A 23857-nucleotide genomic window follows, 5' to 3' on the forward strand; every position below is an offset into this window, starting at 1 on the left:
CCGACGACGCCCAGTTCGACCTGGGCCAGGTACAGCCGCAGGTGGTGCCGGGACGGCGGGGAAGCCGGTTTCGGAGCACCGATGATGATCGACCCGATGCTCCCCGCCTGCACGGAGGTCGCGTACACCGAGCCGTTGATGGTGTTCGACGTGCCGTCTTGTTCCGCGGGAAGGGGATCGTCGTCCGGTTGACCGCTGGGCATGCCTTCGGCATCCGGACGTGGAAGTCCGTGCGCCACCGACGCGATCGGAAACCCCCTTCGGATCAGATCCCGGTTCGATATCCTGCGGGCCGCCTGACGGAAGGACACGGGTGGACGACTCGTCGAAGGTCGGTGGCCGTGCTCGTGAGGTGCTGGCCGCCGCGAAGGCGTTCCGCGCCGAGGCGGCGGGGGTGCGCGCGGAACCGGACCGGCTGCTCGCGCTCGTGGCCGAGCGGTACCAGGCGGTGCGGGACGCGCTGGTGGCCGAGCAGCTCAGCGCCATGCCGGTCGAGAAGCTCCGCGACACCAGGGCGAACCTCCGGCTGAGCACGCTGAAGGAGGCCGGGTACCGGACCGTCGCCGACGTCGCCGCGGCGCGCCCGGACCAGCTCGACCGCGTGCCCGGCATCGGCAGGCAGTCCGCCGAGCAGATCGTGCGGGTCGCCCGTGCCGTGCTCGACGGCATCGCGCGCGACACGACCGTCCGGCTGAACCCCGACCGCGCCGACCGCCTCCAGACCGAGCTGCTGCAGCTGATGTCCAAGCTGCGCAGGGCGAACCAGCTCGTCGGCCCGCTGCACGAGGCGCTCGGGGACGTGCTGGGCAGGGTCGACGCGGACGTGCGCGCCGCGTCCCGTGCCGCGAGCCGTGTGCGGATGTTCTTCTCGCTGCGCAGGACCCGGCAGGCCGCCCTCGACTCGCTCGGCCGGCTCGAAGCGCTGCTCGCCGGCCGTGACGTGGCGGCGTTGCGCGCCGTGGGCACGCAGCTGCGCGTGCCGGATTTGGACCACCGCGCGCTCTGGCGCGACTACGAACTCGACGCGGCCGCCTACAACACGCTCCTCGCCGACCTCGCGGGTGCGGACGCGGTGCCGGATCGCAGTGCCGCCAACGGTTTCGTCCCGGCCGAGATCGAGCACGAGGTCGACGCGACCCCGCTGGACACCAGCCTGCTGAAGGTGTCGCTGCGCGGCTACCAGGAGTTCGGGGCCAAGTTCGCGCTGGCTCGCAAGCGCGTCATCATCGGTGACGAGATGGGACTGGGCAAGACGATCGAGGCCGTCGCGGTGATGGCGAGCCTCGCCGCCGGTGGCCGCAAGGGCTTTCTCGTGGTCTGCCCGGCGAGCGTCGTCGTCAACTGGGTCAACGAGATCGCGAGGCACAGCGACCTCGTGCCGCACCGGCTGCACGGCACGGGTCGCGACGGCGCGGTGGAGAAGTGGCTGGCGCAGGGCGGCGTCGGCGTGACGACGTTCGGCACCCTGCCGAAACTGGTGCTGCCGAAGCGCTTCCGCCCGACGCTGGTCGTCGTCGACGAGGCGCACTACGTGAAGAACCCGGACACGCAGCGCTCGCAGGCGGTCAACGCGGTCGTGCAGCGCGCGGAACGAGCCGTGCTCCTCACCGGCACGCCGATGGAGAACCGCGTCGAGGAGTTCCGCAACCTCGTCGCCTACCTCCAGCCGGGCGTCGCGGCCCGCACGGGCGCCACCGACGCCGTGGTGGGGGCGAAGGCGTTCCGCCGCGTCGTCGCGCCGGTCTACCTGCGCCGCAACCAGGAGGACGTGCTCGGAGAGCTGCCGGAGCTGCTCGAGGTGGAGGACTGGGTCGAGTTCGGCAAGCAGGACCGCGCCGCCTACCTCGACGCCGTGCGCGAGGGCAACCTGATGGCGATGCGCCGCGCCGCCTACACCCCGCGCACACCCCGCGGCTCGGCGAAGCTGGAGCGGCTGCTGGAGATCGTCGAGGAGTCGAGGGACAACGGCTGGAAGGTCGTGGTGTTCTCGTACTTCCACGACGTGCTGGACGCCGTCGCCGACCACGTGGAGGCCTTCGGACCCCTGACCGGCGCCACCTCGGCACAGGGCCGTCAGGAGCTGGTGGACGCCTTCACGGCCGGCGAGGACCACGCCGTGCTGCTCGCCCAGATCGAGGCGGGCGGCGTGGGCCTCAACATCCAGGCCGCGTCCGTGGTGATCATCACGGAGCCGCAGTGGAAGCCGAGCACGGAGGACCAGGCGATCGCCCGGTGCCACCGCATGGGCCAGGTGCGCAAGGTGCACGTGCACCGGTTGCTGGTCAAGGACAGCGTGGACGCGCGCGTCCAGGAGATCCGCGACCACAAGACCCTGCTGTTCGACCACTACGCGCGCGAGAGCGACACGAAGCACTCGCACGCGAGCGCGCTGGACTCCGCCGTGTCGGTGGAGCAGCGGGTGGTGCAGGCCGAACAGCAGCGCCTTGGGCTCTAGTACTTGCTGTTCAAGTGGCCGCCGATCGTGGCCCCGATCTCCGCCAGGGCGACGGGGTGGGTCATGTCGCCGTGGGTGGTCGGGACGGGGTGGAGGTGGAGGGTCCCGGTGATGTGCGGGGCCCACGCGTCGGGGTGCGGCGAGGACTCGGTGCGGCCCTCGGTGGCCAGGAAGAACAGGGCGTCGCCGCGGTAGGGGGTCGTGGGGGTGTGGGTGTCGGACAGGTGCCGGTTGTGGGCGAAGACGGCCGGAAGGGCGGCCACGGCTCGGGCACCGAGGACCGGGACCAGGTCGTCCAGGGACGTGCGCCCGAGGGAGACCAGGAGGTCCGCGGTCGGGTCGGAGGCGGTGGCAGGCATTGTGTTCGTCGACCCCGCGTTCGTCGCCGTGCCCGCAGAGTTGCCGGGGTAGCCGTCGAGGAGCGCCAGGAACGCGACCTCCGCGTTCTCGGCCTGCAGCCGGGTCGCGATCGCATGCGCCACCTGGGCCCCGAACGACCAGCCCAGCAGGTGGTACGGCCCCTCGGGCTGGACGGCGCGGATCTCGGCGACGTAGTCCTTGACCATCTCGTCCAGCGTGCCGGACCACGGCTCGGTGAGGGCCCTGGACTGCAGCGCGTGGACGGGGCGGTCGTCGAGGTGGCGGAGCAGTCCTGAGTAGACCCAGCCGATGCCCGCGGCCGGGTGGACGCAGAACAGCGGCGCCTTCGAACCGGTGGAGCGCAACGGGAGCAGGACGTTGAGCGGGTCGGTCTCCGCCTCGTCGAGGCGGGTGGCCATCCCCGCGGGGGTCGGGGCGTCGAAGACGGACCGGATGGTCGCGCGGACACCGAGGGCCCGGCGCACGCGGTCGACCAGGCGGGTGGCGAGCAGGGAGTGGCCGCCCAGGTCGAAGAAGTCGTCGTCGACGCCGACGGAGTCGAGGCCGAGGACGTCGGCGAACAGGGCGCAGAGGACGCGTTCGCGGTGGTCGCGGGGTGCGCGGCTCGGGGTGCGGGTGAAGTCGGGGGCGGGCAGGGCCCTGCGGTCGAGCTTGCCGGACGGGCTCAGCGGCAGTTCGGCCACCGGGACGACGGCCGCGGGGACCATGGCCTCGGGCAGGGATCGCGCCGCGAACTCGCGCACCGCGGCCGGGTCGAAGCCGGCGAACTCCGTTCCCGGAGCCGGGCCGGAACCGGCCGGCCCCACGGGCACGACGTAGACGACCAGCTTCTTGTCCCCGGGCCGGTCCTCCCGGACCACCGCGGCCGCCTGCATCACCGACGGGTGCGCGGAGACCGCCGCCGCCACCTCGCCCAGCTCGATCCGCACCCCGCGGATCTTGACCTGGTCGTCGGTGCGCCCCAGGTACTCCAGCACTCCACCGGCGTGCCAGCGGACCAGGTCACCGGTGCGGTACATCCGCTCTCCAGGCCGGTGGGGGTTGGGCACGAAGCGCTGACCGGTGGTGGACGGGCGGTTCAGGTAACCGGTGGCCAGCTGCGTGCCGGAGAGGTAGAGCTCCCCGGTCGCGCCGGCGGGCACCGGGGACAGCGCGGGGTCGAGGACGTAGACCTGGGTGTTCCACACCGGACGTCCGATGGGGACGGACGGCGTCGGGTCGTGCCGGAACCGTTGCCACGTCACGTCCACGGACGCCTCGGTGGGGCCGTAGAGGTTGTCGAGGTGGGCGGCGAATCCTGCGGCGAAGCGCTCGGCCAACGGCGTGGGGAGTGCCTCGCCGCTGCAGACCACCTGGCGCAGCCCGGGACAGCGGCCGGGCGCGACGGAGGCGGTGAAGACCTCCAGCATCGACGGCACGAAGTGGGCGACGGTGACGCCCGCGTCCTCGATCAGGTCCGCGAGGTACGCGGGGTCCTTGTGGCCCTCGGGTTTCGCGACGACCAGGACGGCGCCCGTGATCAGCGGCCAGAAGAACTCCCACACCGACACGTCGAAGCTCGACGGGGTCTTCTGCAGGACGCGGTCCGCCGGGGTGAGGCGGTAGCGGTCCTGCATCCACAGCAGGCGGTTCACGATGCCGGAGTGCGGGACGACCACGCCCTTCGGCTTGCCGGTGGAGCCGGAGGTGTAGATGACGTACGCCGCGTCGTCCGGGGTCGCCGACGGCAGCGGGACGTCCTCGGTCGCCGCGGGCAGAGCGGCGAGCGACTCCGGGGTCAGCACGAGCACCGGGTCGGCGTCGGACACCATGTGCGCCACCCGGTCGGCCGGGTAGCCGGGGTCGACGGGCAGGTAGGCCGCGCCCGTCTTGTGCACGGCGTACAGCGCGACGATCAGCTCCAGCGAGCGCGGCAGCGCCACGCCGACCGTGCGGCCCGGAGCGGCGCCCTCGCGGTGCAGGGCGCGGGCCAGCGCGGTGGCGCGGTCGTCCAGTTCGGCGTAGGTCAGGCCGGTGCCGTCGAACTCCACCGCGGGCGCGTGCGGGGTGCGGGCGACCTGGGCGGCGAAGAGCGCGGGCAACGTCGTGGCGGGCACGTCGGCGTCGGTGTCGTTCCAGCCCTGCAGGATCCGCACGCGCTCGGCCGGAGCGAGCACCTCGATCTCGCGGATGCGCCGGCCGGGTTCGGCGGCGACGGCGGCCAGCACGCGGACGAACCGGTCGGCCAGGTCCCGCGCGGTCTCGGCGTCGAACAGGTCGGCGGAGTAGGCGAGAGAACCGTCCAGCCCACCGCTCGTGGACTCGGCGAAGCCCAGCCCCAGGTCGAACTTGACGCTCTCCGCGCCGATCTCGTGCTCGGTGACGGCGAGGCCCGGCAGCGACAGGTCGGCCTGGTCGTTGTTCTGCAGCACCAGCGACACCTGGAACAACGGGTGCCTCGCGAGCGACCTCGCCGGGTTCAGCTCCTGCACGAGCCGCTCGAACGGCACGTCCTGGTGCTCGAACGCGCGCAGGTCGGTCTCCCGGACCCTGGCGAGCACGTCGGTGAACGCGGGGTCGCCCGCCGTGTCGACGCGCAGCACGAGCGTGTTGACGAAGAACCCGACGACGTCGTCGAGGGCGCGGTCCGCGCGACCGGCGACAGGGGTGCCGATCGGGATGTCCGTGCCCGCGCCGACGCGGGTGAGCAGCGTCGCGAGCGCGGCCTGCAGGACCATGAACAGCGTCACGCGGTGCTCGCGGGCCAGCTCCAGCAGCCGGGCGTGCAGGGCGGCGCCGATCTCGACGGGCACCGTGCCACCCCGGTGGGTGGCGACGGCGGGACGGGCGCGGTCGGCGGGCAGCGCCAGCTCGTCGGGCAGCCCCGCGAGCGCGCCACGCCAGTGCTCGACCTGGCCCGCCAGCAGCGAGTCGAGCAGGTCGCGCTGCCACAACGTGTAGTCCGCGTACTGCACCGGCAAGGGTGCCCAGCCGGGCTCGGCGCCCTCCAGCCGCGCGGTGTAGGCGGTGCGCAGGTCGCGGACCAGCGGCCCGAGGGACGCGCCGTCGACGGCGATGTGGTGCAGCAGCAACAGGAGCACGTGCTCGTCGGGTCCGACGGTGAACAGCGTCGTGCGCACGGGCGCCTCGGTGGCGAGGTCGAACTCCTGCCGGGCGGCGTCGGTGAGCGCGCTGTCGAGGTCGGCGTCCTCGACGACGTGCAGCGCGGGCCGCCAGTCGTCGAGCACGACCTGGCACGGGGTGCCGTCCACCTCGGGGAAGACGGTGCGCAGCGCCTCGTGCCGGTCGACCACGTCGTGCAGGGCGGCTTCGAGCGCGGCGCGATCGAGCGCGCCGGTCAGCCGCAGCGCGTACGGGACGGCGTAGCCCGCGCCCTGGTTCTCGAGGCGGTTGAGGAACCACAGCCGGGACTGGGCGGGCGACAGCGGCAGCACCCGCGGCCGGGGCCCCGCGGTGAGAGCCGGGCGCACGGGCCTGCCCGCGGCGCGGTCGACGGCGGCCGCGACACCCTCGACGGTCGGGTCGGCGAACAGGTCGGCGAGCGCGAGCTCCGCGTCGAACGTGGTGCGGACGCGGGCGATCAGCTTGGCCGCCAGCAGCGAGTGGCCGCCGAGGTCGAAGAAGCCGTCGCGGACGCCGACCTCCTCGACGCCGAGCACGTCGGCGAACATCCCGCAGAGGATCTCCTCGCGGGCCGTGCGCGGCCTGGCCTGGTCGGTGGGGGCCTCGGCCGACGGGACGGGCAGGGCGCGGCGGTCGAGCTTGCCGTTGGGGGTGAGGGGAAGGGCGTCGAGCACGACGAACGCGCTGGGCACGAGGTAGTCGGGGAGCGCGGCGGCGGCGTGCGCACGGACGGCGGCGGTGTCGAGCACGCGGGCTTCGGCGGTGCCGGGCCCACCGACCTGGCCGGTGTCCAGCCTGCCGTCCGCCGGCACCAGATACGCCACCAGCCGCTTGTCCCCGGGCCGGTCCTCCCGCACCACCACCGCGGCCTGGGCGACCCCGGGGTGCCGGGTCAGCACCGCGCCGACCTCGCCCGGCTCCACCCGGAAACCGCGGATCTTGACCTGGTCGTCGGTGCGGCCGACGTACTCCAGCACGCCGTCGGCATTCCAGCGCCCCAGGTCGCCGGTGCGGTACATGCGCTCACCGGGCCCGTCGAACGGGCTGGTGACGAACCGTCCCGCGGTGAGGCCGGACTGGCCGAGGTAGCCCTCGGCGAGGCCGAGGCCGGACAGGTACACCTCGCCGACCACACCGGGTGGCACGGGCTGGAGGGCGGCGTCGAGCACGTGCGTGCGCTTGTTGGCGAGGGAGCGGCCGATCGGGACCGACCGGCCGAGCGCGTCGGCCGGCGTCAGCTCGTGGCTGGTGCCGATGATCATGTTCTCGACCGGGCCGTAGCCGTTGACCAGGCGGACGTGCGGGTGGCGGCGCAGCAGTTCACCGACGTGGCGGGTGGAGGCGGCCTCACCGCCGGTCATCACCTGGCGCATCCCGGCGAAGACGTCCGGGTGCTCGTCGACGAGGTAGTTGAACAGACTGGCCGACAGGTAGGCGGTGGTCACGGCGTGCCGGGGGATGAGCCGGGCGACGACCGCGGGTTCGGGGCGCGAGCCGGGGTGCAGCACGCAGGCCGCCCCCGTCAGCAGCGGCCCGAACAGCTCCAGCACGAACGCGTCCCACGACGCCGGCGAGCACTGCAGCCACACCTCCTCCGCGCCGAAGTCCAGGAACGACTGCGACAGCAGGCTCGCCACGATCGAGCGGTGCGAGCTCAAAATCCCCTTGGGACGCCCGGTCGAGCCCGAGGTGAACATGACGCACGCGGCGTCAGTGGGCGCGCCCGGAACTTCGACGGGCGCGGCGGACAGCGCGGTGGCCGCCGCCATCCGTGCCGGGGTCAGGACCTCGCCGACCCCGGCGCCGGTGCTGATCTCGCGGACGCGCTCGGCCGGCAGCGCGGGGTCGAGCACGGTGTACGCCGCGCCCGCCTTGAACACGCCGAGCACGGCGGCCACGAGGTCGACGCCGCGTTCCAGTGCGATGCCAACGACGTCCCCGCGCCGCACGCCGGAGTCGCGCAGGTGGCGCGCGACGCGGTGGGACCGCTCGTCCAGCTCGCGGTAGCCGACGTGAGCGTCGTCGGTGATCAGCGCGACGGCGTCGGGGTGGGTGGCGGCGCGGGCGGAGAACAGGGCGTGCACGGTCTCGTCCGGGAAGGGCGCGCCGGTGTCGTTCCACTCGCGCAGCACCAGCGCGCTGTCGGTGGTGTCGAGCACGGGCAGGCGGTCGACGGCCTGGCCGGGATCGGCGGCGACGGCGTCGAGGACCAGGGTGACGGCGGTGAGCAGGCGGCGTGCGGTGGCCGGGTCGAACAGGTCGGTGGCGAACTCCAGCGTGCAGTCCAGCCCCGTGCCGCGCGGCTTCTCGTCGACGGTCAGGGTCAGGTCGAACTTCGCGTTGCCCTGCGCGCCGTCGTCGAGGCGGACGTCGAGCCCTGTCCACTTCGGATCATCGGAGTCCCCGCCGCCGGTCAGCGACAGCGCCACCTGGAACAGCGGGTGGCGGGCGAGCACGCGCGGCGGGTTGAGCTCCTGGACGAGCCGGTCGAACGGCACGTCGGCGGCGGCGTAGGCGGCCAGGTCGGCGTCGCGGACGCGGGCCAGCAGCTCGGTGAACGCGAGTCCGCCGCCGGTGTCCACCCGCAGCACCAGGGAGTTGACGAAGAACCCGACCAGGTCGTCGAGGACCTCGTCGGCGCGGCCCGCGACGGGCGTGCCGACGACGACGTCGGTGCCCGCGCCCATGCGCGTGAGCGCGGCGGCGAGTGCGGCGTGCACGACCATGAACAGCGTCGCCTGGTTGGCCCGCGCCAAAGCGGTCAGGGAGGCGTGGGTGCCGGCGTCGACGCGGGCGGTGACGGCGTCCTTGGCGTGGGTCGGGTCGGCCGGGCGGGAGCGGTCGTAGGGCAGGGCGAGCTCTTCGGGCAGGCCGTCGAGCGCGGTCTTCCAGTGCTCGATCCGCCCGTCGAGGTCCAGTTCCCGTTGCCAGAGCGTGTAGTCGGCGTACTGCACCGGCAGCGGCGCCCAGCCGGGCTCGCGACCCACCAGCCTGGCCTCGTAGGCGGTGCCCAGGTCGCGCAGCAGCGGGCCGCTCGACACGCCGTCGCTCGCGATGTGGTGCAGGGAGAGCACGAGCACGGACTCGGTGTCGCTCGTGGAGAGCAGCGTCGCGCGCAACGGGAGGTCGGCGGCGAGGTCGAACGGCGCGCGGGCGGCTTCGTCCACGAGCCGGTCGAGGTCGGAGGCGGCACAACGGCGCGTGGTGAGCACGTCGCCGAACTCGGCCAGGACGTGCTGGCGGGGCTGCCCGTCGACGGCGGGGAACACCGTGCGCAGGCTCTCGTGCCGCGTGACCACATCGCGCAAGGCAGCGGTGAGCGCGGGCATGTCCACGCTTCCGCTCAACCGCAGGGTCAACGGGATCGTGTAGGCGCGGTCCTGGCCGCGCACGCCCGAGAGGAACCACAGTCCCTGCTGGGCGGGCGAGAGCGGGACGATCTCGGGGCGTGGACGGGCCACCAAGGGCGGGTGCGCCGCGCCGGAGGCCTGGTCGAGGGCCGCGGCCAGCCCGGCGACGGTCGGCGCGCGGAAGAAGGTGCGCAGGCCCGGCTTGACGCCCAGCACCGCACCGATGCGGCTGATCAACCGGGTCGCCAGCAGCGAGTGCCCGCCCAGCGCGAAGAACCCGTCGTGGACGCCGACCGACTCCAGGCCGAGCACGTCGGCGAACAGTCCACAAAGGATGCGTTCGCGCTCGTCGCGCGGCTCCCGGCGGACCGGAACCTCCTCGACCAGCACCGGCTCCTCCGCCCGCACCGGGGCGGGGGTGGCGGGCAGGCCGAGCCGGGACAGCGGAAGGTCCGGAGTGGACAGTGCGACGTCGAGCAGTCGGACGAGGGACTCGCCCAGGTGCGCGACGAAGGCGCGGTCGAGCCGGTCGGCCGCGTACTCGAGCTGGCAGTCCATGCCGCCGTCGGCACGCCGGCCGAACACCACGCTCAGGTCGAGCTTGGCCGCGGCGAGGTCGAGCGGCTCCACGGTGACGTCGAGATCGCCCAGCCGCGGCGGCGCCGCGTCCTCCTGCTGCACCAGCATGACCTGGTAGACCGGGTGGGCGCTCGAACCGCGATCCACGCCGAGCCGTTCGACGACCCGTTCGAACGGCACGTCCTGGTGCGCGTACGCGTCGAACGCGGTCTCCTTGGCTCGGCGCAGCACCTCGCCGAAGCCGGGGTCGCCGGAGAGGTCGGTGCGCAGCGCGAGGGTGTTGCCGAAGAACCCGACGAGGTCGTCCAGTGCGGGGTCCTGCCGGCCCGACACCGGTGTGCCCAGCACGACGTCCGGTCCGGCGCCGTTCAGGGCCAGCACGGCGCTGACGGCCGCCTGCAGCCCGACGAAGGGCGTGCAGCCCGCCGCCCGTGCCGCGTCGGCCAGCCGTGCGCAGAGCTCCGCCGGCAGTTCCACGTCCACGATCCCGGCTCCGGTGCCGTGACCACCGGCGGGCAACGAGATCCGTTCGGGCAGGCCGGCCAGCTTGCCGCCCCAGTACGCCAGTTGCTCGGAGAGCAGGCTGCCCGGGTCGTCTTCGTCGCCGAGCACCTCCTGCTGCCACAACGCGAAGTCGCCGTACTGCACCTCCAGCGGCTCCCAGCCCGAGCCGGTCCCTGCGACCCGGGCCGTGTAGGCGGCGTCGAGGTCGCGCAGCAGCGGGCCGAACGAGCCCCCGTCGGCCGCGATGTGGTGCAGCAGCACCAGGAGCACGTGCTCGTCGGGCCCGACCCGGAACAGGGTGGTGCGCAGGGGGATCTCGGTGGAGAGGTCGAACGGCCGGGACGCCGCCGCGATCAGTGCCGCGGGCAGTGCGGCGTCGACCACCTCGAACGGGGGCCTCGCGTCCTCCACCACCCGGTACCCCGGCGTCCCGTCCACCACCGGGACCACGGTGCGCAGCACCTCGTGCCGCTCCGCCACGTCCGCCACGGCGGCGCGCAGGGCGGCGACGTCCAGGGGTCCGCGCAGCCGCAGGGCGACCGGGACGTTGTAGGCGGAACCAGGACCGTCGAGCTGGTCGAGGAACCACAGGCGCTGCTGGCCGAACGACAGTGCGGACATGGGAGGCTTTCCTTTCTAGGCCGACGGGATCCGCAGCGCGCGGGCGGCCGCGATCGGCCCGCCGAACGCGACCAGCGCGGTGACCGCCCAGGCGAGCTCGGGCGAGGTGAGGCCGGCGAGGGCGCCGGAGAGGGCGTAGGCGAAGGGGGCGCAGCCGATGCCCGCCAGCGCGAGCATCGCCATGGCGGTGCCGAGCCGGTCGGCCGGGGCGGCCTTCTGGTAGAGCGTCACGGCTGCGGGACCGTTGAGGCCTGAGCAGAGTCCCAGAGCGACGGACAGGACGGCCATCGCCGTCAACGTCGGGGCGAGCACCATCGCCACCAGCAGCACGCCGATGCCGACACCACTGCCCACGAGCCGGAACGACAAGGGGACGCGCTCGCCGACGACGGCGCTGATCCCGGCTCCGGCCAGGGCACCGCCCGCCCAGCAGGCGATCACCAGGCCCACGGCGGAGACCTGCCAGCCGCGCTCGATCACGAGCACCGGCAGGCCCGGGTTCATCGGCCAGGCGAACGCGAAGTCGAGGCACAGCGCGGAGAGGAACAGCAGGCGCAGCTTCTGGTTGGAGCGCAGCAACTTCAGCCCGTCGCCGGTGCGCTTCCACATCGGCACCCCGCTCGGCGCGCCGGTGGGGGCGGAGATCTCCCTGGTGACCGGTGCCAGGCACAGCAGCGCGACCACACACCCGACCGTCACCACGCCGAGGGCGACCGGCAGCTGCCCTTCGGCGACGAGCCACGCGCCGAACGGCGATCCGATGATCGGCGCGAACCGGGCGACCATGGTGCGCACGGAGTTCGCGCGGCCGAGCTGGTCGCCGTCCACCATGCGCGGCATGAGCGTGCCGAACGACGGCGTGCCCAGGCCCAGCAACGCGCCTTCCAGCGCGGCCACCACGACGAGCAGCCACACCGACGGCGAGGTCAGCGCGAGCACCGTGGCCACGCCGAGCACCGCGATCCGCACGGAGGTGGTGCGCAGCAACACGACCCGCGGCCCCAGCGCGTCGCACAGCACCCCGCCGAAGATCATCGCGAGGGCGCGGGGCACCGACTCGGCCAGGGTGACCAGCGTGACGGCGGTGGTGCCGCCCATCTGCGCGGCCGCCCACACCGCGGCGATGAAGAAGACCTGGTCGCCGATCAGCGACACGCCCTGGCCGCCCAGGACGATCCCGACGCGGGTCCAGCCGGGCCTTCGGGTGGGGGGTGCGACGCCGACGGTCGTCGTCTGGGACATGGGAGGGACCTCTCTCAGCGCGCGTGCAGGGTGACGGGCAGGTGGTCGAAGCCGAAGTTGATGATCGACTGGTTGTGCACCGGTTCCCCGGACACCTCGATCTCGGCGACCTGGTCGAGCAGCGCCCGGTAGACGGCGCCGAGCTCGGCCTTGGCCAGCGGCGCGCCGATGCAGTAGTGCGGGCCGACGCCCAGGGCCAGGTGGCGGTTGGGCGACCGGTCCAGGCGCAGCTCGTGAGGGGCGTCGAACGCGGCCGCGTCGTGGTCGGCGGCCCACGTCCACACCGCGACCTTGTCGCCGGCCGCGATGTCGACCCCGCCCAGCCGGACGTCGCGGGTGGCGGTGCGCAGCACGTGCAGGCCGACGGAGGTGTAGCGGAGCAGTTCGTCGGTGGCGGAGTCGACCTCGACGGCGCCTTCGCGCAGCCGCTGGAACTCCGCGGGGTTGTCCAGCAGCGCCATGATGCTCATCGCCGCGGTGTGCCGGACGGTCTGCACGCCGCCGACGATGATGTTGTCCAGGTTGAGGACGACGTCCTCGATCGGCAGCAGGCGGCCCTTCACCTTGTGCGTGGCCAGCACGCTGATCAGGTCGCCGGCCGGGGCCATCCGGCGGCGCATCGCCTGGTCGAACAGGTAGGGCAGCAGCCGCTGGTGGGCGGCCCTGCGGTCCTGCGGGGTGGTGCCGAGGAACGCCGCGTCGCACACCGACACGACCATGTCGCGGTCGGACTCGGGGATGTCCAGGACGTCGCACATCACGACCAGCGGCACGGTGGCCATGACCTCGACGAGGTCGACCTGCCGGCGAGCGACCGCCTCGGCGACGACCTGGGCGGCGAGGTCGTTGATGCGCTCGGCGCTGCCGCGCACGCCCTTGGGGGAGAAGAACGGCAGCAGCGGTGCCCGCAGGTCGCGGTGGTGCTTGCCGTCGGTCAGCGCCATCATCTTCCCGGCCCCGGCGGGCGCACCACCGGTGCCGAGCAGGGAGCCGCCCGCCGAGGTGAACGTGGCGGCGTCGGTCAGCACGGCGGACGAGTGCTCGTACGACAGCACCGACCACACCGGACCGTCCTCGGCGGTGTGGGTGAGCTGGACGGGGGCGACGGCGCGCAGCTCGTCGACGAGCGCGCCGATGCCGGGTTCTGCCCAGAGGCGGGCGTCGGTCAGGTCAACTGTCGTGGTCGTGGTCACTGCGCGCTCCCAGGCAGAGGGTTCGGAGGAGGTCGGCCGGCCCGGGGTCGCCGGGTGCGACGAGCAGGTGCCCGCCGGGCAGCACCGCCGACGTGAACGGACCCGTCGTGGTGCCGGCCCACGTCCCGGGCGGGCTCGCGCCGGAGTCGGCGGCACCCGCCAGGGCGTGGACGGCGAACCGGGCCGGTGGGCCCGGCCGGTGCCGGTAGGTCGCGCCGACGGCGATGTCGGCGCGCAGCACGGCCAGCACCATGGCGCGGACCGCGTCGTCGTCGGGCACGGTCAGCCCGCACTCGGCGAGCAACCGCTCCGCTCCCGCGGCGGGGTCGGCTGTGACGTCCCGGACCGTGCGTTCCCAGTCGGCCGGGGCGGGCGCCGAGGCGGCCACGACCGCCGCGGGACCCCTGTGCCCCAACGCCACCGCCACCTCGTGGGCGAGCAGGGCGCCGAAGCTCTGGCCGTAGAACACCGCGTCCGGACCGAGCCGGGGACCGATGCCCGCGGCGACCGCGGACGTCAGTTCGGCGAACGTGTCCGGCAGCGGGTGGGTGTAGCGCCCGCCCCGGCCGGGGAGCCGGACGGCGAGCACCTCGACGTCCGGTCCGACCGCGGCGGCGAGCTCCGCGAAGGTGCCGACGTCGCCGCCCGCGTGCGGGAAGCACACCAGGCGCTGCGTCCCCGTCCTCTGCGGACGGGGCAGGTAGGACCAGTCGTCCAGCACGACCGGGCGGGCGACGGCGGTGGTCATCGCGTACCGCGCCTGCCGGTCAGGCGCACCACCGGCCGGGCGGGCGCGCCCGCCTCGGCACGGGCCCGCACGGCGGCGGTGAAGTCGGCGAGCGTGCCCGCCGACATCAGGTCCCGCAGGGTGACGGCCACGCCCAGGCGGTCCCGCAGCAGGTGCACGGTGCGCACCGCCTGCTGCGAGTAGCCGCCCAGGGCGAAGAAGCCGTCGGTCGGCGCGACCTGCTCGACGCCGAGCACGTCGGCCCAGACTTCGGCGACCACGCCCTCGATGTCGGTGGTGGCGGTCATGTCAGACCCCCAGCGCGGTGCGCAGGCTCAGCGGGCGGATGTCGGTCCACACCTCGTCGATGTAGTCGAGGCACTCCTGCTGCGCGCCGCTCTTGCCGACCGCGTGCCAGCCCGCCGGCACGTCCAGCTCCGTCGGCCAGATCGAGTACTGCTCCTCGTGGTTGATCACCACGGCGAAGTCGGTGAACGCGTCCATGGGTTTTCCTTTCTCCAACGGGAAAATCTGGGGCTAGCGGGCGAACGCCGGAACCAGTGAGTCCGTGTCCTCGGCGAGCAGGTGCAGCGCCTCGGCGTAGGCGTCGGCGTACGCGTCGGCGACGTCGTCGGGAACGACGGAGGGCAGGTGGTCGACGGCGAGGAGCACGCGTGCCGACGAGGGGTCCTGCACCAGGGCGGCGCCGAGGGCGAAGTTGGTGGGCTCGTAACGCATGGTCGGCTCGCAGCCGATGCGGTCGTCGAGCAGCTTGGTCGGGGAGTCGGCCAGCCTGCCCAGCGAGTGGAAGCGCAGGAAGGCGAAGCAGGCCTCCAGCCGGGTGTCGGCGAGGTGGCGGGCGATCCGGGCGAACGGCATGCGGCGGTGGGGGAGCATCGCCGCCTCGGCCTCGTGCATCGCCTTGACCAGGGCGGCGCCGTTCTCGGTGTGGTCGACCACCAGCGGGACGGTGTTGAGGAACAGCCCGTACGCCTCGGCGCCGCCGTCGGTCTCGAGCCGGCCGTTGACCGACAGTCCGGTGACGAAGCGCGTCAGGCCGGTGATCCGGTGCAGCGCGGCGACATGTGCGGCGAGGCCGACGGTCTTCACCGTCACGCCGTGCCTGCGGGCGGTGTCGCGCAGCACCGCGTCGGCGCCGGGCAGGACGCGCTCGATCGTGCGCGGGATCTCCGGCTCGTCGAGCTCGGGTGGTCCGCTGGACCAGATCGCGCCGCTCGCTCCGTCCAGTGTGGACTTCCAGTACCGCTCGCTCTCCCGCGAGGCGAGCGCTTCCCGTTCGACGGCGACGAACTCGCGGAAGGTCGACCGCGGGAGCGGCAGCGGTGTGCTGTCCGGGTCGGCGGCGAGAGCGCTGTGGCGTTCCAGGACCTCGGCGAGCAGCGACGTGAAGCTCCAGCCGTCGAGGATGGCGTGGTGCTCGGCGACCGTGAGCTGGAAGGCGTCGTCGGCGAGGTGCTGGGCGGTGACCCGGAACAGCGGGGCGGTGCGCAGGTCGAAGCGCGCGGCGACGTTGTCGTCGAACACCTCGGCGACCGCGGCGTCCTGCTCGTCGGTGCTCAGCCCGCGCAGGTCGGTGACGTGGACCGGGACCGGCGCCTCGGCGTGCACCAGTTGGAGCGGCTCGCTGTAACGCGAGACGTCGAGCGTGGTCCGCAGGACCGGGTGGCGGGTCATGGCGTCAGCGACGGCCCGGCGCAGCGCGGTCTCGTCGAGCGTGCCGGCGACCCGGTAGCTGTTGACGTTGTGGTAGCCGCCCGCGTCGTCGGACAGCTCCATGTGGAAGATCATCGACATCTGCATGGCGACCATCGGGTAGGCGTCCACGACGTCGTCGGGCAGCGCCGCCCTGTCCTTTTCGGACACGAGGTCGAACGGCGCGGACTCCTTTTCGTTGCGGGCCAGAGTTTTCAGCAGAGGGCCGAGCTCGGCCGGCGTCGGCGCGCCGAACAGGTCCGGCAGCTCCAGCGTCCAGCCGCGCTCACGCAGCTTCCCCGCCAGGTGGACGGCGCGGATGGAGTCGCCGCCGAGGTGGAAGAAGTTGTCCCCGGCGCCCACCCCGTCGACCCCGAGCACCTCGGCGTAGACCTCGGCGAGCGCGTGTTCCTGCGGCGTGGCGGGCTCGACGTGCGCGTCGGCGTCGCGCACCGACCCGAGGTCGGGGGCGGGCAGCGCGGCCCGGTCGACCTTGCCGTTGACGGTCAGGGGAATCACCGCGAGCACTGTCGCCGTCGCCGGGATCATGTGCTCGGGCAGCGACGCGGCCAGGAACGCACGCAACTCGGCGTACGACGGTGCGTCGCCATCGACCGTGACGTACGCGGCGAGGCTGTTGTCGTGCACCGTCACCACGCACGAGGTGACGGCGGGATGGGTGGTGACGGCGGCCTCGACCTCACCGAGCTCGATGCGGAACCCGCGGATCTTGACCTGGTCGTCGCACCGGCCCACGTACTCCAGACCACCACCGGCCAGCCGCCGGGCGACGTCCCCGGTGCGGTAGAGCCGGCCGCCGGGCACGACGCCGTACGGGTCGGGCAGGAACCGCCGCGCGGTGAGCGACGGCCGCCCCCAGTACCCGTTGGCGAGCGACCCGCCCCCGATGTACAGCTCGCCGGCGACGCCGACCGGACACGGCTGCAGGCGCTCGTCGAGCACCAGCGCCGACAGGTGCGGCATCGGTTCGCCGACGAGGCTGCGCTGGAACGTGCTCGCGTCCGGCAGGTCGAGCGTGGTGACGTGCACCGTGGTCTCGGTGATGCCGTAGAGGTTGCACAGCACGGCGGGCGGGCAGTGCTCCAACGCGAACCACCGCCGGACCACGGCCGGGTCGAGCGCCTCACCACCGAGCATGACGGATCGCAACGCGGGCAACGGAAGCGGCCACGAGCGCAGCACGCCCTCCAGCGTCCGCAGCGCCGACGGCGTCAGGCACAACCGGGTGACGCCTTCGCCGGCCAGCAGGTCCGCGAACGCCTCGGGCGACCGGCTGACCACCCGCGGCACCACGACCAGCCGCCCGCCGTGGTGCAGCGGGCCCCACAGCTCCCAGACCGTCCAGTCGAACGCGTAGGAGTGGAACAGCGTCCACACGTCGGTCTCGGCGAACTCGAAGTGGTCGTGGCCCGAGCGCATCAACCGGCCGACGTGCTCGTGCGAGACGGCGACGCCCTTGGGGCGGCCGGTCGAGCCGGAGGTGAAGATGATGTAGGCGAGGTCGGCCGGGTCGACGTGGGTGTCCGGGCGGTGTTCTGGTGCTTCGTCGAGGCGCGAGTGGGTCAGGTAGTCGTCTGTGACGACCACGTCGACGCCGGTGTCGCTGAAGACGAAGTCGGCGCGGTCCTGCGGGGTGGTCAGGTCGACGGGCACGTAGGCGGCGCCGGCCTTGAGGACGCCGAGGATGGTGGTGACGACCCGTTCGCCCCGCTCCAGCAGCACGCCGACCCGGTCGCCCCTGCGGACGCCGTCGGCGGCCAGGGTGTGGGCCACGCGGTTGGCGGCGGCGTCGAGTTCGGCGTAGGTCCAGGAGCGGTCGCCGTGGGTGAGGGCGAGGCGGTCGGGGTGGGCGTCGGCGGCGGCCTCGAACGCGCGGTGCAGGGGTAGAGGAATCTCCTGCGCGGCAGGCGAAGGCGCAACGGCCTGTTCGTTGTGCGATGGCGCCAGGGCCGAGCCGGCGCGCGGCGGTGCCAGTGCCGCCGCCCTCTCCGCCGCGTCCAGCGGGCTCAGCCGCCACAGCGCCACCTCCGGCGCGTCCAGCGCCGCCGCGAGCAGCGTGCGCCAGTGGCCCGCCATCCGCAGCACGGTCTCCCGGTCGAACAGGTCCGTGGCGTACTCCACCTCCCCGCGCAGCTCGCCGTCGTCGAACGTCGACCACGTCAGGTCGAACTTGCTGGTGCCGTTGTGGTGCATGCGCCGGGTGGCGGTGGCCGCGCCGAAGCGCAGCGGCGACGGGTCCTCGGCGTGTGCGCCGAAGACGACCTGCACCAGGGGTGCGTGGCGGGCCGAGCGCTCCAACGCCAGCGCGTCGACGACCTCGTCGAACGGCACGTCCAGGTACGCGTAGGCGTCGAAGGCGGCGTCGCGGACCTGCTCGACCAGGTCGGCGAAGGTGGCGGCGGGGTCGATGGTCAGGCGCAGGGCGATGATGTTGACGAAGTAGCCGACGACGCCGGCCAGTTCGGGGCGGTCGCGGGTGGTGACCGGGGTGCCGACCACGAGGTCGCGGGCGCCGGTGTAGCGGTGCAGCAGTGCGGCGAACGCGGCCACCTGCACCACGAACGGTGTTGCGCCGAGGTCGGCGGCCAGGTCGCCGATGCGGGCGGAGGTGCCCGCCGGCAGGCCGAACGCCTCGGTGCCGCCGGCGAAGGTCCGGGTGGGCGGGCGCGGGCGGTCGGTGGGCAGCGCCAGCTCGGCGGGGGCGCCGGCGAGCCGTTCGGTCCAGTACGCCAGTGAGTCGCCGGACGTCGCGGCCTCACCGGCGGCGATCAGCGGAACGAGTTCCGGCTCGCGGTCCTCGGTCAGGGCGTTGTAGACCTCGGCCAGCTCTCGCTCGAACACGCCGGCCGACCAGCCGTCCCACACGATGTGGTGCACCACCAGGACGAGCGTGTCCGCCACCCCGGGCCCGGTCGCGAAGGTGGCCCGCAGCAGCGGTCCTTCGGCCAGGTCGAAGCCGGTGCGGGTCTCGCGGTCCAGCACCGACCGCAGCTCGGCCGGCCCGTCCACGGCGACCGACGAGAACGGCAGCCGCGCTCCGGAGTGGACAGTCCGAACGGGACCGTCCGAGCCGAGGTCGAACGTCGTGCGCAGGGCCTCGTGCCGTTCGACCAGCACCAGCAGGGCGCGGTGCAGGACGGAGGCGTCCACGGCGCCGTCGAACGAGAAGACCCACGGCACGAGGTAGGCGGGGGAGCCCGGGGTCCAGCGGTCCATGAACCACAGGCCGCGCTGCAGGCCGGAGACCGGCGTCGTGGTGCTCACTGTGCTGCTCCAGTCGTCTCGAGCGTGCGGGCGAGGGCGCTGACGGTCCGTGCGGCGAACACCTGCCGGGGCAGGACGCGGGACCCGGTCGCGCTGGACAGGTGCATGGCGACCCGGACGGCGGCCAGGGAGTTGCCGCCGACGCGGAAGAAGTTGTCGTCAGGGCCCACTTCGGCGAGCCCGAGCACCTCGGCCCACACCCGTGCCACCAGCCGTTCGGCGTCGGTCGTGACCGGTCCGCCCGACAGGACGACGGTCTCGGCGGGAGCGGGGAGCGCGGCCCGGTCGAGTTTGCCGTTGGCGGTCAACGGAAGCGCGTCGAGGACGGTCACGCTGGACGGCAGCATGTAGTCGGGCAGCAGGCCCGTGAGGAAGTCGTGCACCGAGGCGAGGTCCGGGACGACGTCGCCGAGTGCGGTGACGTAGGCGGCGAGACGCGGCCGTCCAGGCTCGGGTTCGTGCGCCACGACCGCGCAGTCGCCCACCCCGGGACATCCCGCCAGCACGACCGCCACCTCGCCGGGCTCCACCCGGAACCCGCGGATCTTGACCTGGTCGTCGGCGCGGCCGGTGATGGCCAGCGTGCCGTCGGGGTTCCAGCCGCCGATGTCGCCGGTGCGGTACATCCGCGATCCGGGCGGGCCGAGCGGGTCGGGCAGGAAGCGGCCGGCGGTGATGCCGGGCTGGGCGACGTAACCCAGCGCGAGGCCCGCGCCGGTCACCCAGATCTCGCCGAGTTCGGTGCCGCCGACGGGCTGCAGCTTGTCGTCGAGGACGCGGACTCCCTTGTGCGCCACGGCCCGGCCGATCGGCACGGCCGCGGTGGGATCGGCCGACACCACGTCGTGGGTCGTGGTGAAGCCCATGCTCTCCACAGGCCCGTAGCCGTTCACGACTCGCACGTGCGGGTACCGCTCGGCGAGGCGGGCGATGTGGGCGGCCGAGGCGCGCTCACCGCCGGTGAACGCCACCCGCAGGCCGGAGAAGACCTCGGGGAACTCGTCGACGAGGAAGTTGAACAGGCTCGACGACAGCTGCAACTGCGTGACCCCGTGCCGCGCGACCAGTTCGGCCATCGTCTGCGGATCGGGCCGCTGGCCGGGGTGCAGCACGCAGGTTCCGCCGAACATCAGCGCCCCGTAGAGCTCCAGCCCGAACGCGTCCCACGAGACCGGCGAGCACTGCAACCACACCTCGTCGGGGCCGAACCCGGCGTAGTCCTGGCCGCTGTAGGTGGCCGCGAGCGCCCGGTGGGTCGCGGCGACGCCCTTGGGACGGCCGGTGGAGCCGGAGGTGTACATGACGCAGGCGACGGCGTCCGCGTCGACCGGAACGACGAAGTCCTGATCGCCGCCCACGGCCCCGGCCACGGTCTCGGCGGTGACCACCAGGCGCACTCCCGCGTCCGCGATCACCTGCTCCTGGCGGGCGGCGGGCAGGTCCGGGTCGAGCAACGTGTACGCCGCCCCGGCCTTGAGCACGGCGAGCAACGCCACGACCAGCGCCGTGTCCCGCGGGATGCGCACGGCCACCACGTCACCGGGAGCGACCCCGAGCCCGCGCAGGTGCCGGGCCACCCGGTCGGCGGTGGCGTCGAGTTCCGCGTAGGTCAGCGACTCCGCGCCGGACACCAGGGCGATCGCGTCCGGGGTCCGCTCGGCCTGCGAGGCGATGCGGACGTGCACCGGGGTGTCGATGTCGACGGGCGCGGCCGGCAGGGGCAGTTCCGCGTCGACGTCGGCGACCAGTTCCTCGACCACCGCCCGCCACTGCGCACCCAGCGCCGCGGCGGTCGCGCGGTCGAACAGGTCGGCGGCGTACTCGACCCGGCCGTGGAGGCCGACGCCGTCGTCCTCCACGGACCAGGACAGGTCGAACCGGGAGAACTCGTTGGCGTGCAACCTCTTCCGCATCTCGACCTCGCCGTACGGGGCCGTGGCGGCGTCGGCGGTGTGCATCTCGAACACGAGCTGGAACAGGGGAGTGCCCCCGCCGTCGCGCTCGCCGGACGTCGCGGCGACGATCTCCTCGAACGGCACGCCCTGGTGGCGGAAGCCGTCGAGCGCCACCGACCGGACGTGGTCGAGCAGGTCGCGGCCGGTCAGTTCCTCGCCGTCGGGCCGGAAGCGCAGCGGGACCAGGTTGATGAAGTAGCCGACGAGGGCGTCGAGCTCGGCGCGGTCACGGACGCTGACCGGCGTGCCGATCACGACGTCCTCGATCCCGCGACGGCGGTGCACCTCGACGAGGGCGGCCAGCAGGACGAGGTACGGGGTCGCGCCGGCGGCACGGGCGAGCGCGCGCACCCCCTCGGCCAGTTCGGGTTCGAAGGCGAAGGGCAGGACCTCGCCGCGTCCGGTGCCCGCGCCGCCGTCGCGGTCCGGGCCGATGGCGGGTGCGGAAGGCGCACCGCGCAGGTGCTCGACCCAGTAGTCCACATCGGACTCGTCCTCTGCGGACCACCGGGCGTAGTCGCTGTACTGGACCGCCAGTTCGGGCAGCTGCGGCGAGCGGCCCTCGACGGCGGCGAGGTAGCACTCGCGGAGTTCGCGGTCGAGCACCCGCAGCGAGCTCTCGTCCCAGACGATGTGGTGCACGACGAGCACGAGGGTCGCCTCGTCGTCACCGGTGTGGACCAGGTGGGCGCGCAGCAGCGGCCCCTCGGCCAGGTCGAACGGGAGCTGTGCCACGACGGCGACCTGCTCCTCGAGCTCCGCGCGGGTCTCGGTGAACGGCACCTCGACGTGGTCGTGGACGACCAGCACCGGAGCCATGTCCGCGTCCGTGCCGACGGTCGAGCGCAACGCGTCGTGCCGGTCGGCCACCGCCTGCAACGCCTGGCGCAACGCGGAGGTGTCGAGCGGCCCGGAGAACTGGAACAGCCACGGCACGTTGTAGACCGAGCCGCCGGGCTCCCAGCACTCCCGCAGCCACAGCCCGCGCTGGAACCGCGACAACGGCGCGGGGGCACCGGGCCGGGCGACCGGTCCGGGGCGGGCCGGCGTCGACCCGGCGCGCAGCGCGGCGGCGAACCCGGCGAGCGTGGGCGCCTCGAAGACCAGGTACGGCGAGACCGGTCCGAACGCCTCGAAAACGCGGCTCGCGACCCGGACGGCGGTCAGCGAGTCGCCGCCGAGGTGGAAGAAGTTGTCGTGCGCGCCGACCCGGCGAACGCCCAGGACGTCGGCCCAGATCCCGGCGAGCAGCTGCTCTGTCTGGTCTCGGGGCGCGTCGTCGGCGACGGGTTCGGCGGAGGCGGAGGCAGGGGCGGGCAGCGCGGCGCGGTCGACCTTGCCGCCGTCGGTGAGGGGCAACCGGTCTAGCGGGGTCACCGAGGCGGGGACCATGTGCGCCGGCAGCCGCCGGGCGAGGAAGTCGCGCACCTCGGCGGTGTCGATGGTGCCGGTGACGTAGGCGGCGAGGCCGGTGCCGTGCGGGACGACCGCGCAGGTCTCCACAGCCGGGTGCGCGGCGAGGGCGTGCTGCACCTCGCCCAGCTCCACCCGGTAGCCGCGGACCTTGACCTGGTCGTCGCCGCGGCCGACGAAGTCGAGCACGCCGTCGGCGCCGCGGCGGACGGTGTCGCCGGTGCGGTACATGCGCGATCCGGGCGGACCGGACGGGTCGGGCAGGAAGCGCGCGGCCGTCAGCGCCGCGCTGCCCAGGTACCCCACGGCGAGCTCGGGGCCGCCGAGGTACAGCTCGCCCTCGTCGCTCGGGCGCAGGCCGTCGAGGACGTGCGCACGCCGCCCGCCGACGGGCGTGCCGATCGGCACCGAACCGGTCTCGCCGGCCGTCTCGTGCACGGTCGCGGTGATCACGGTCTCGGTGGGGCCGTAGGCGTTGAGCAGCCGCACCCCGGTGCGCCGGGTCCACTCGGCCGCGGCGGCCGGGGACAGCCGGTCGCTGCCGGAGACCATGGTGCGCAACGACGGTGGCACCCGGTCCAGGGCGGCGGTGAAGTCGTGGAAGTAGCCGGCGGGGAGGTTGGCGACGGTGACCTGCTCGTCCTCGACGAGGCCCAGCAGCTCGTCGACCGACAGCAACCGCCGTTCGGGCAGCACCAGGCAGGCGCCCGCGGTGAGCGCGGTCAGCACCTGCTCGACGGCGACGTCGACCGACGGGCCCGCGAGCTGCAGGACGACGTCCTGGTCGGTGATCCCGAAGCGCTCCGCGATGGCGGGAACGTGGGCGGCCAGCGCGGCGTGGTCGACGGCGACGCCCTTGGGGCGCCCGGTGGTGCCCGAGGTGTAGATCAGGTAGGCCAGCCCGGCCGTCGTGCCGCGGGCGGCGATCCCGGTCCTGCGGACGACGCCGTCCTCGACGATCAGGGTCGCGCCGGCGTCCCCGACCATGTCCCGCGTGCGTCCGACGGGCGCTTCCGGGTCGAGCGGCAGGTACACGCCGCCGGCCCGCCACACCGCGAGCATCGCGGTCACGTAGTCGGCCCTCGACCGGCTGCGCACCGCGACGACGCCGCCGGGCAGCAGGCCCGCGCCGGCGAGTTCCGCGGCCAGCGCGCCCGCCGTCCGGTCGAGCTCGGCGTAGCCGGTCGACCTCCCCCCGATTCGCACCGCGGTGCGATCCGGTGCGGCGGTCGCGATGCGGCCGACCTCCTCGTGCAGCGACATGTCACCCTCCGGATCGGTGTGCGCGGTGGACGTTCGAGACGAAAGCTAGGCGC

The 23857-nt window shown here is 73.6% G+C and carries 9 protein-coding genes; 1 reads left to right on the forward strand and 8 read right to left on the reverse strand.

Translation table 11 applies throughout. The annotated features are described in order from the left end of the window. The first annotated feature begins 313 nt into the window (after positions 1-313). Entirely contained in the window at positions 314-2455 is a 2142-nt protein-coding gene (locus ND450_RS05860) for a DEAD/DEAH box helicase (protein WP_253325130.1), read from the forward strand. On the opposite strand, the gene ND450_RS05865 is transcribed toward ND450_RS05860, so the two are convergent. The 8 genes from ND450_RS05865 to ND450_RS05900 are packed head-to-tail and all read right to left on the reverse strand — an operon-like array spanning position 2452 to position 23804. After that, on the reverse strand, positions 2452-11013 hold the full coding sequence (locus ND450_RS05865; RefSeq protein ID WP_253325131.1) for a non-ribosomal peptide synthetase: 8562 nt from the start codon (positions 11011-11013) through the stop codon (positions 2452-2454). The two genes, ND450_RS05860 and ND450_RS05865, sit on opposite strands and share 4 nt — an antisense overlap. A gap of 15 nt (positions 11014-11028) precedes the next feature. Beyond that, on the reverse strand, positions 11029-12255 hold the full coding sequence (locus tag ND450_RS05870; protein ID WP_253325132.1) for an MFS transporter: 1227 nt from the start codon (positions 12253-12255) through the stop codon (positions 11029-11031). 14 nt (positions 12256-12269) lie between these two features. Then, positions 12270-13448 carry a cytochrome P450 gene (locus tag ND450_RS05875; RefSeq protein WP_253325133.1) on the reverse strand — a complete coding sequence of 393 codons (1179 nt, stop codon included), beginning with the start codon at positions 13446-13448 and terminating at the stop codon, positions 12270-12272. Beyond that, positions 13426-14196: a thioesterase II family protein gene (locus ND450_RS05880; RefSeq protein WP_253325134.1), complete on the reverse strand. Its 771-nt coding sequence runs from the start codon at positions 14194-14196 to the stop codon at positions 13426-13428. Before ND450_RS05880 ends, ND450_RS05875 begins: the two co-directional genes overlap by 23 nt. Continuing rightward, entirely contained in the window at positions 14193-14483 is a 291-nt protein-coding gene (locus ND450_RS05885; protein ID WP_253325135.1) for a phosphopantetheine-binding protein, read from the reverse strand. The genes ND450_RS05880 and ND450_RS05885 overlap by 4 nt, the downstream gene beginning before the upstream one ends. A 1-nt stretch (position 14484) precedes the next feature. Continuing rightward, positions 14485-14679, reverse strand: a complete 195-nt coding sequence (locus ND450_RS05890) for an MbtH family NRPS accessory protein (RefSeq protein WP_089922775.1) — start codon at positions 14677-14679, stop codon at positions 14485-14487. Between the two features lie 33 nt (positions 14680-14712). Beyond that, entirely contained in the window at positions 14713-19173 is a 4461-nt protein-coding gene (locus tag ND450_RS05895; protein ID WP_253325136.1) for an amino acid adenylation domain-containing protein, read from the reverse strand. After that, positions 19170-23804, reverse strand: coding sequence for a non-ribosomal peptide synthetase (locus tag ND450_RS05900; protein WP_253325137.1), 4635 nt, complete (start codon positions 23802-23804; stop codon positions 19170-19172). Before ND450_RS05900 ends, ND450_RS05895 begins: the two co-directional genes overlap by 4 nt. Between the last annotated feature and the right edge of the window lie 53 nt (positions 23805-23857).

Origin of the sequence: Lentzea sp. HUAS12 (assembly GCF_024125735.1) — a bacterium.
GTDB lineage: Bacteria > Actinomycetota > Actinomycetes > Mycobacteriales > Pseudonocardiaceae > Lentzea > Lentzea albida.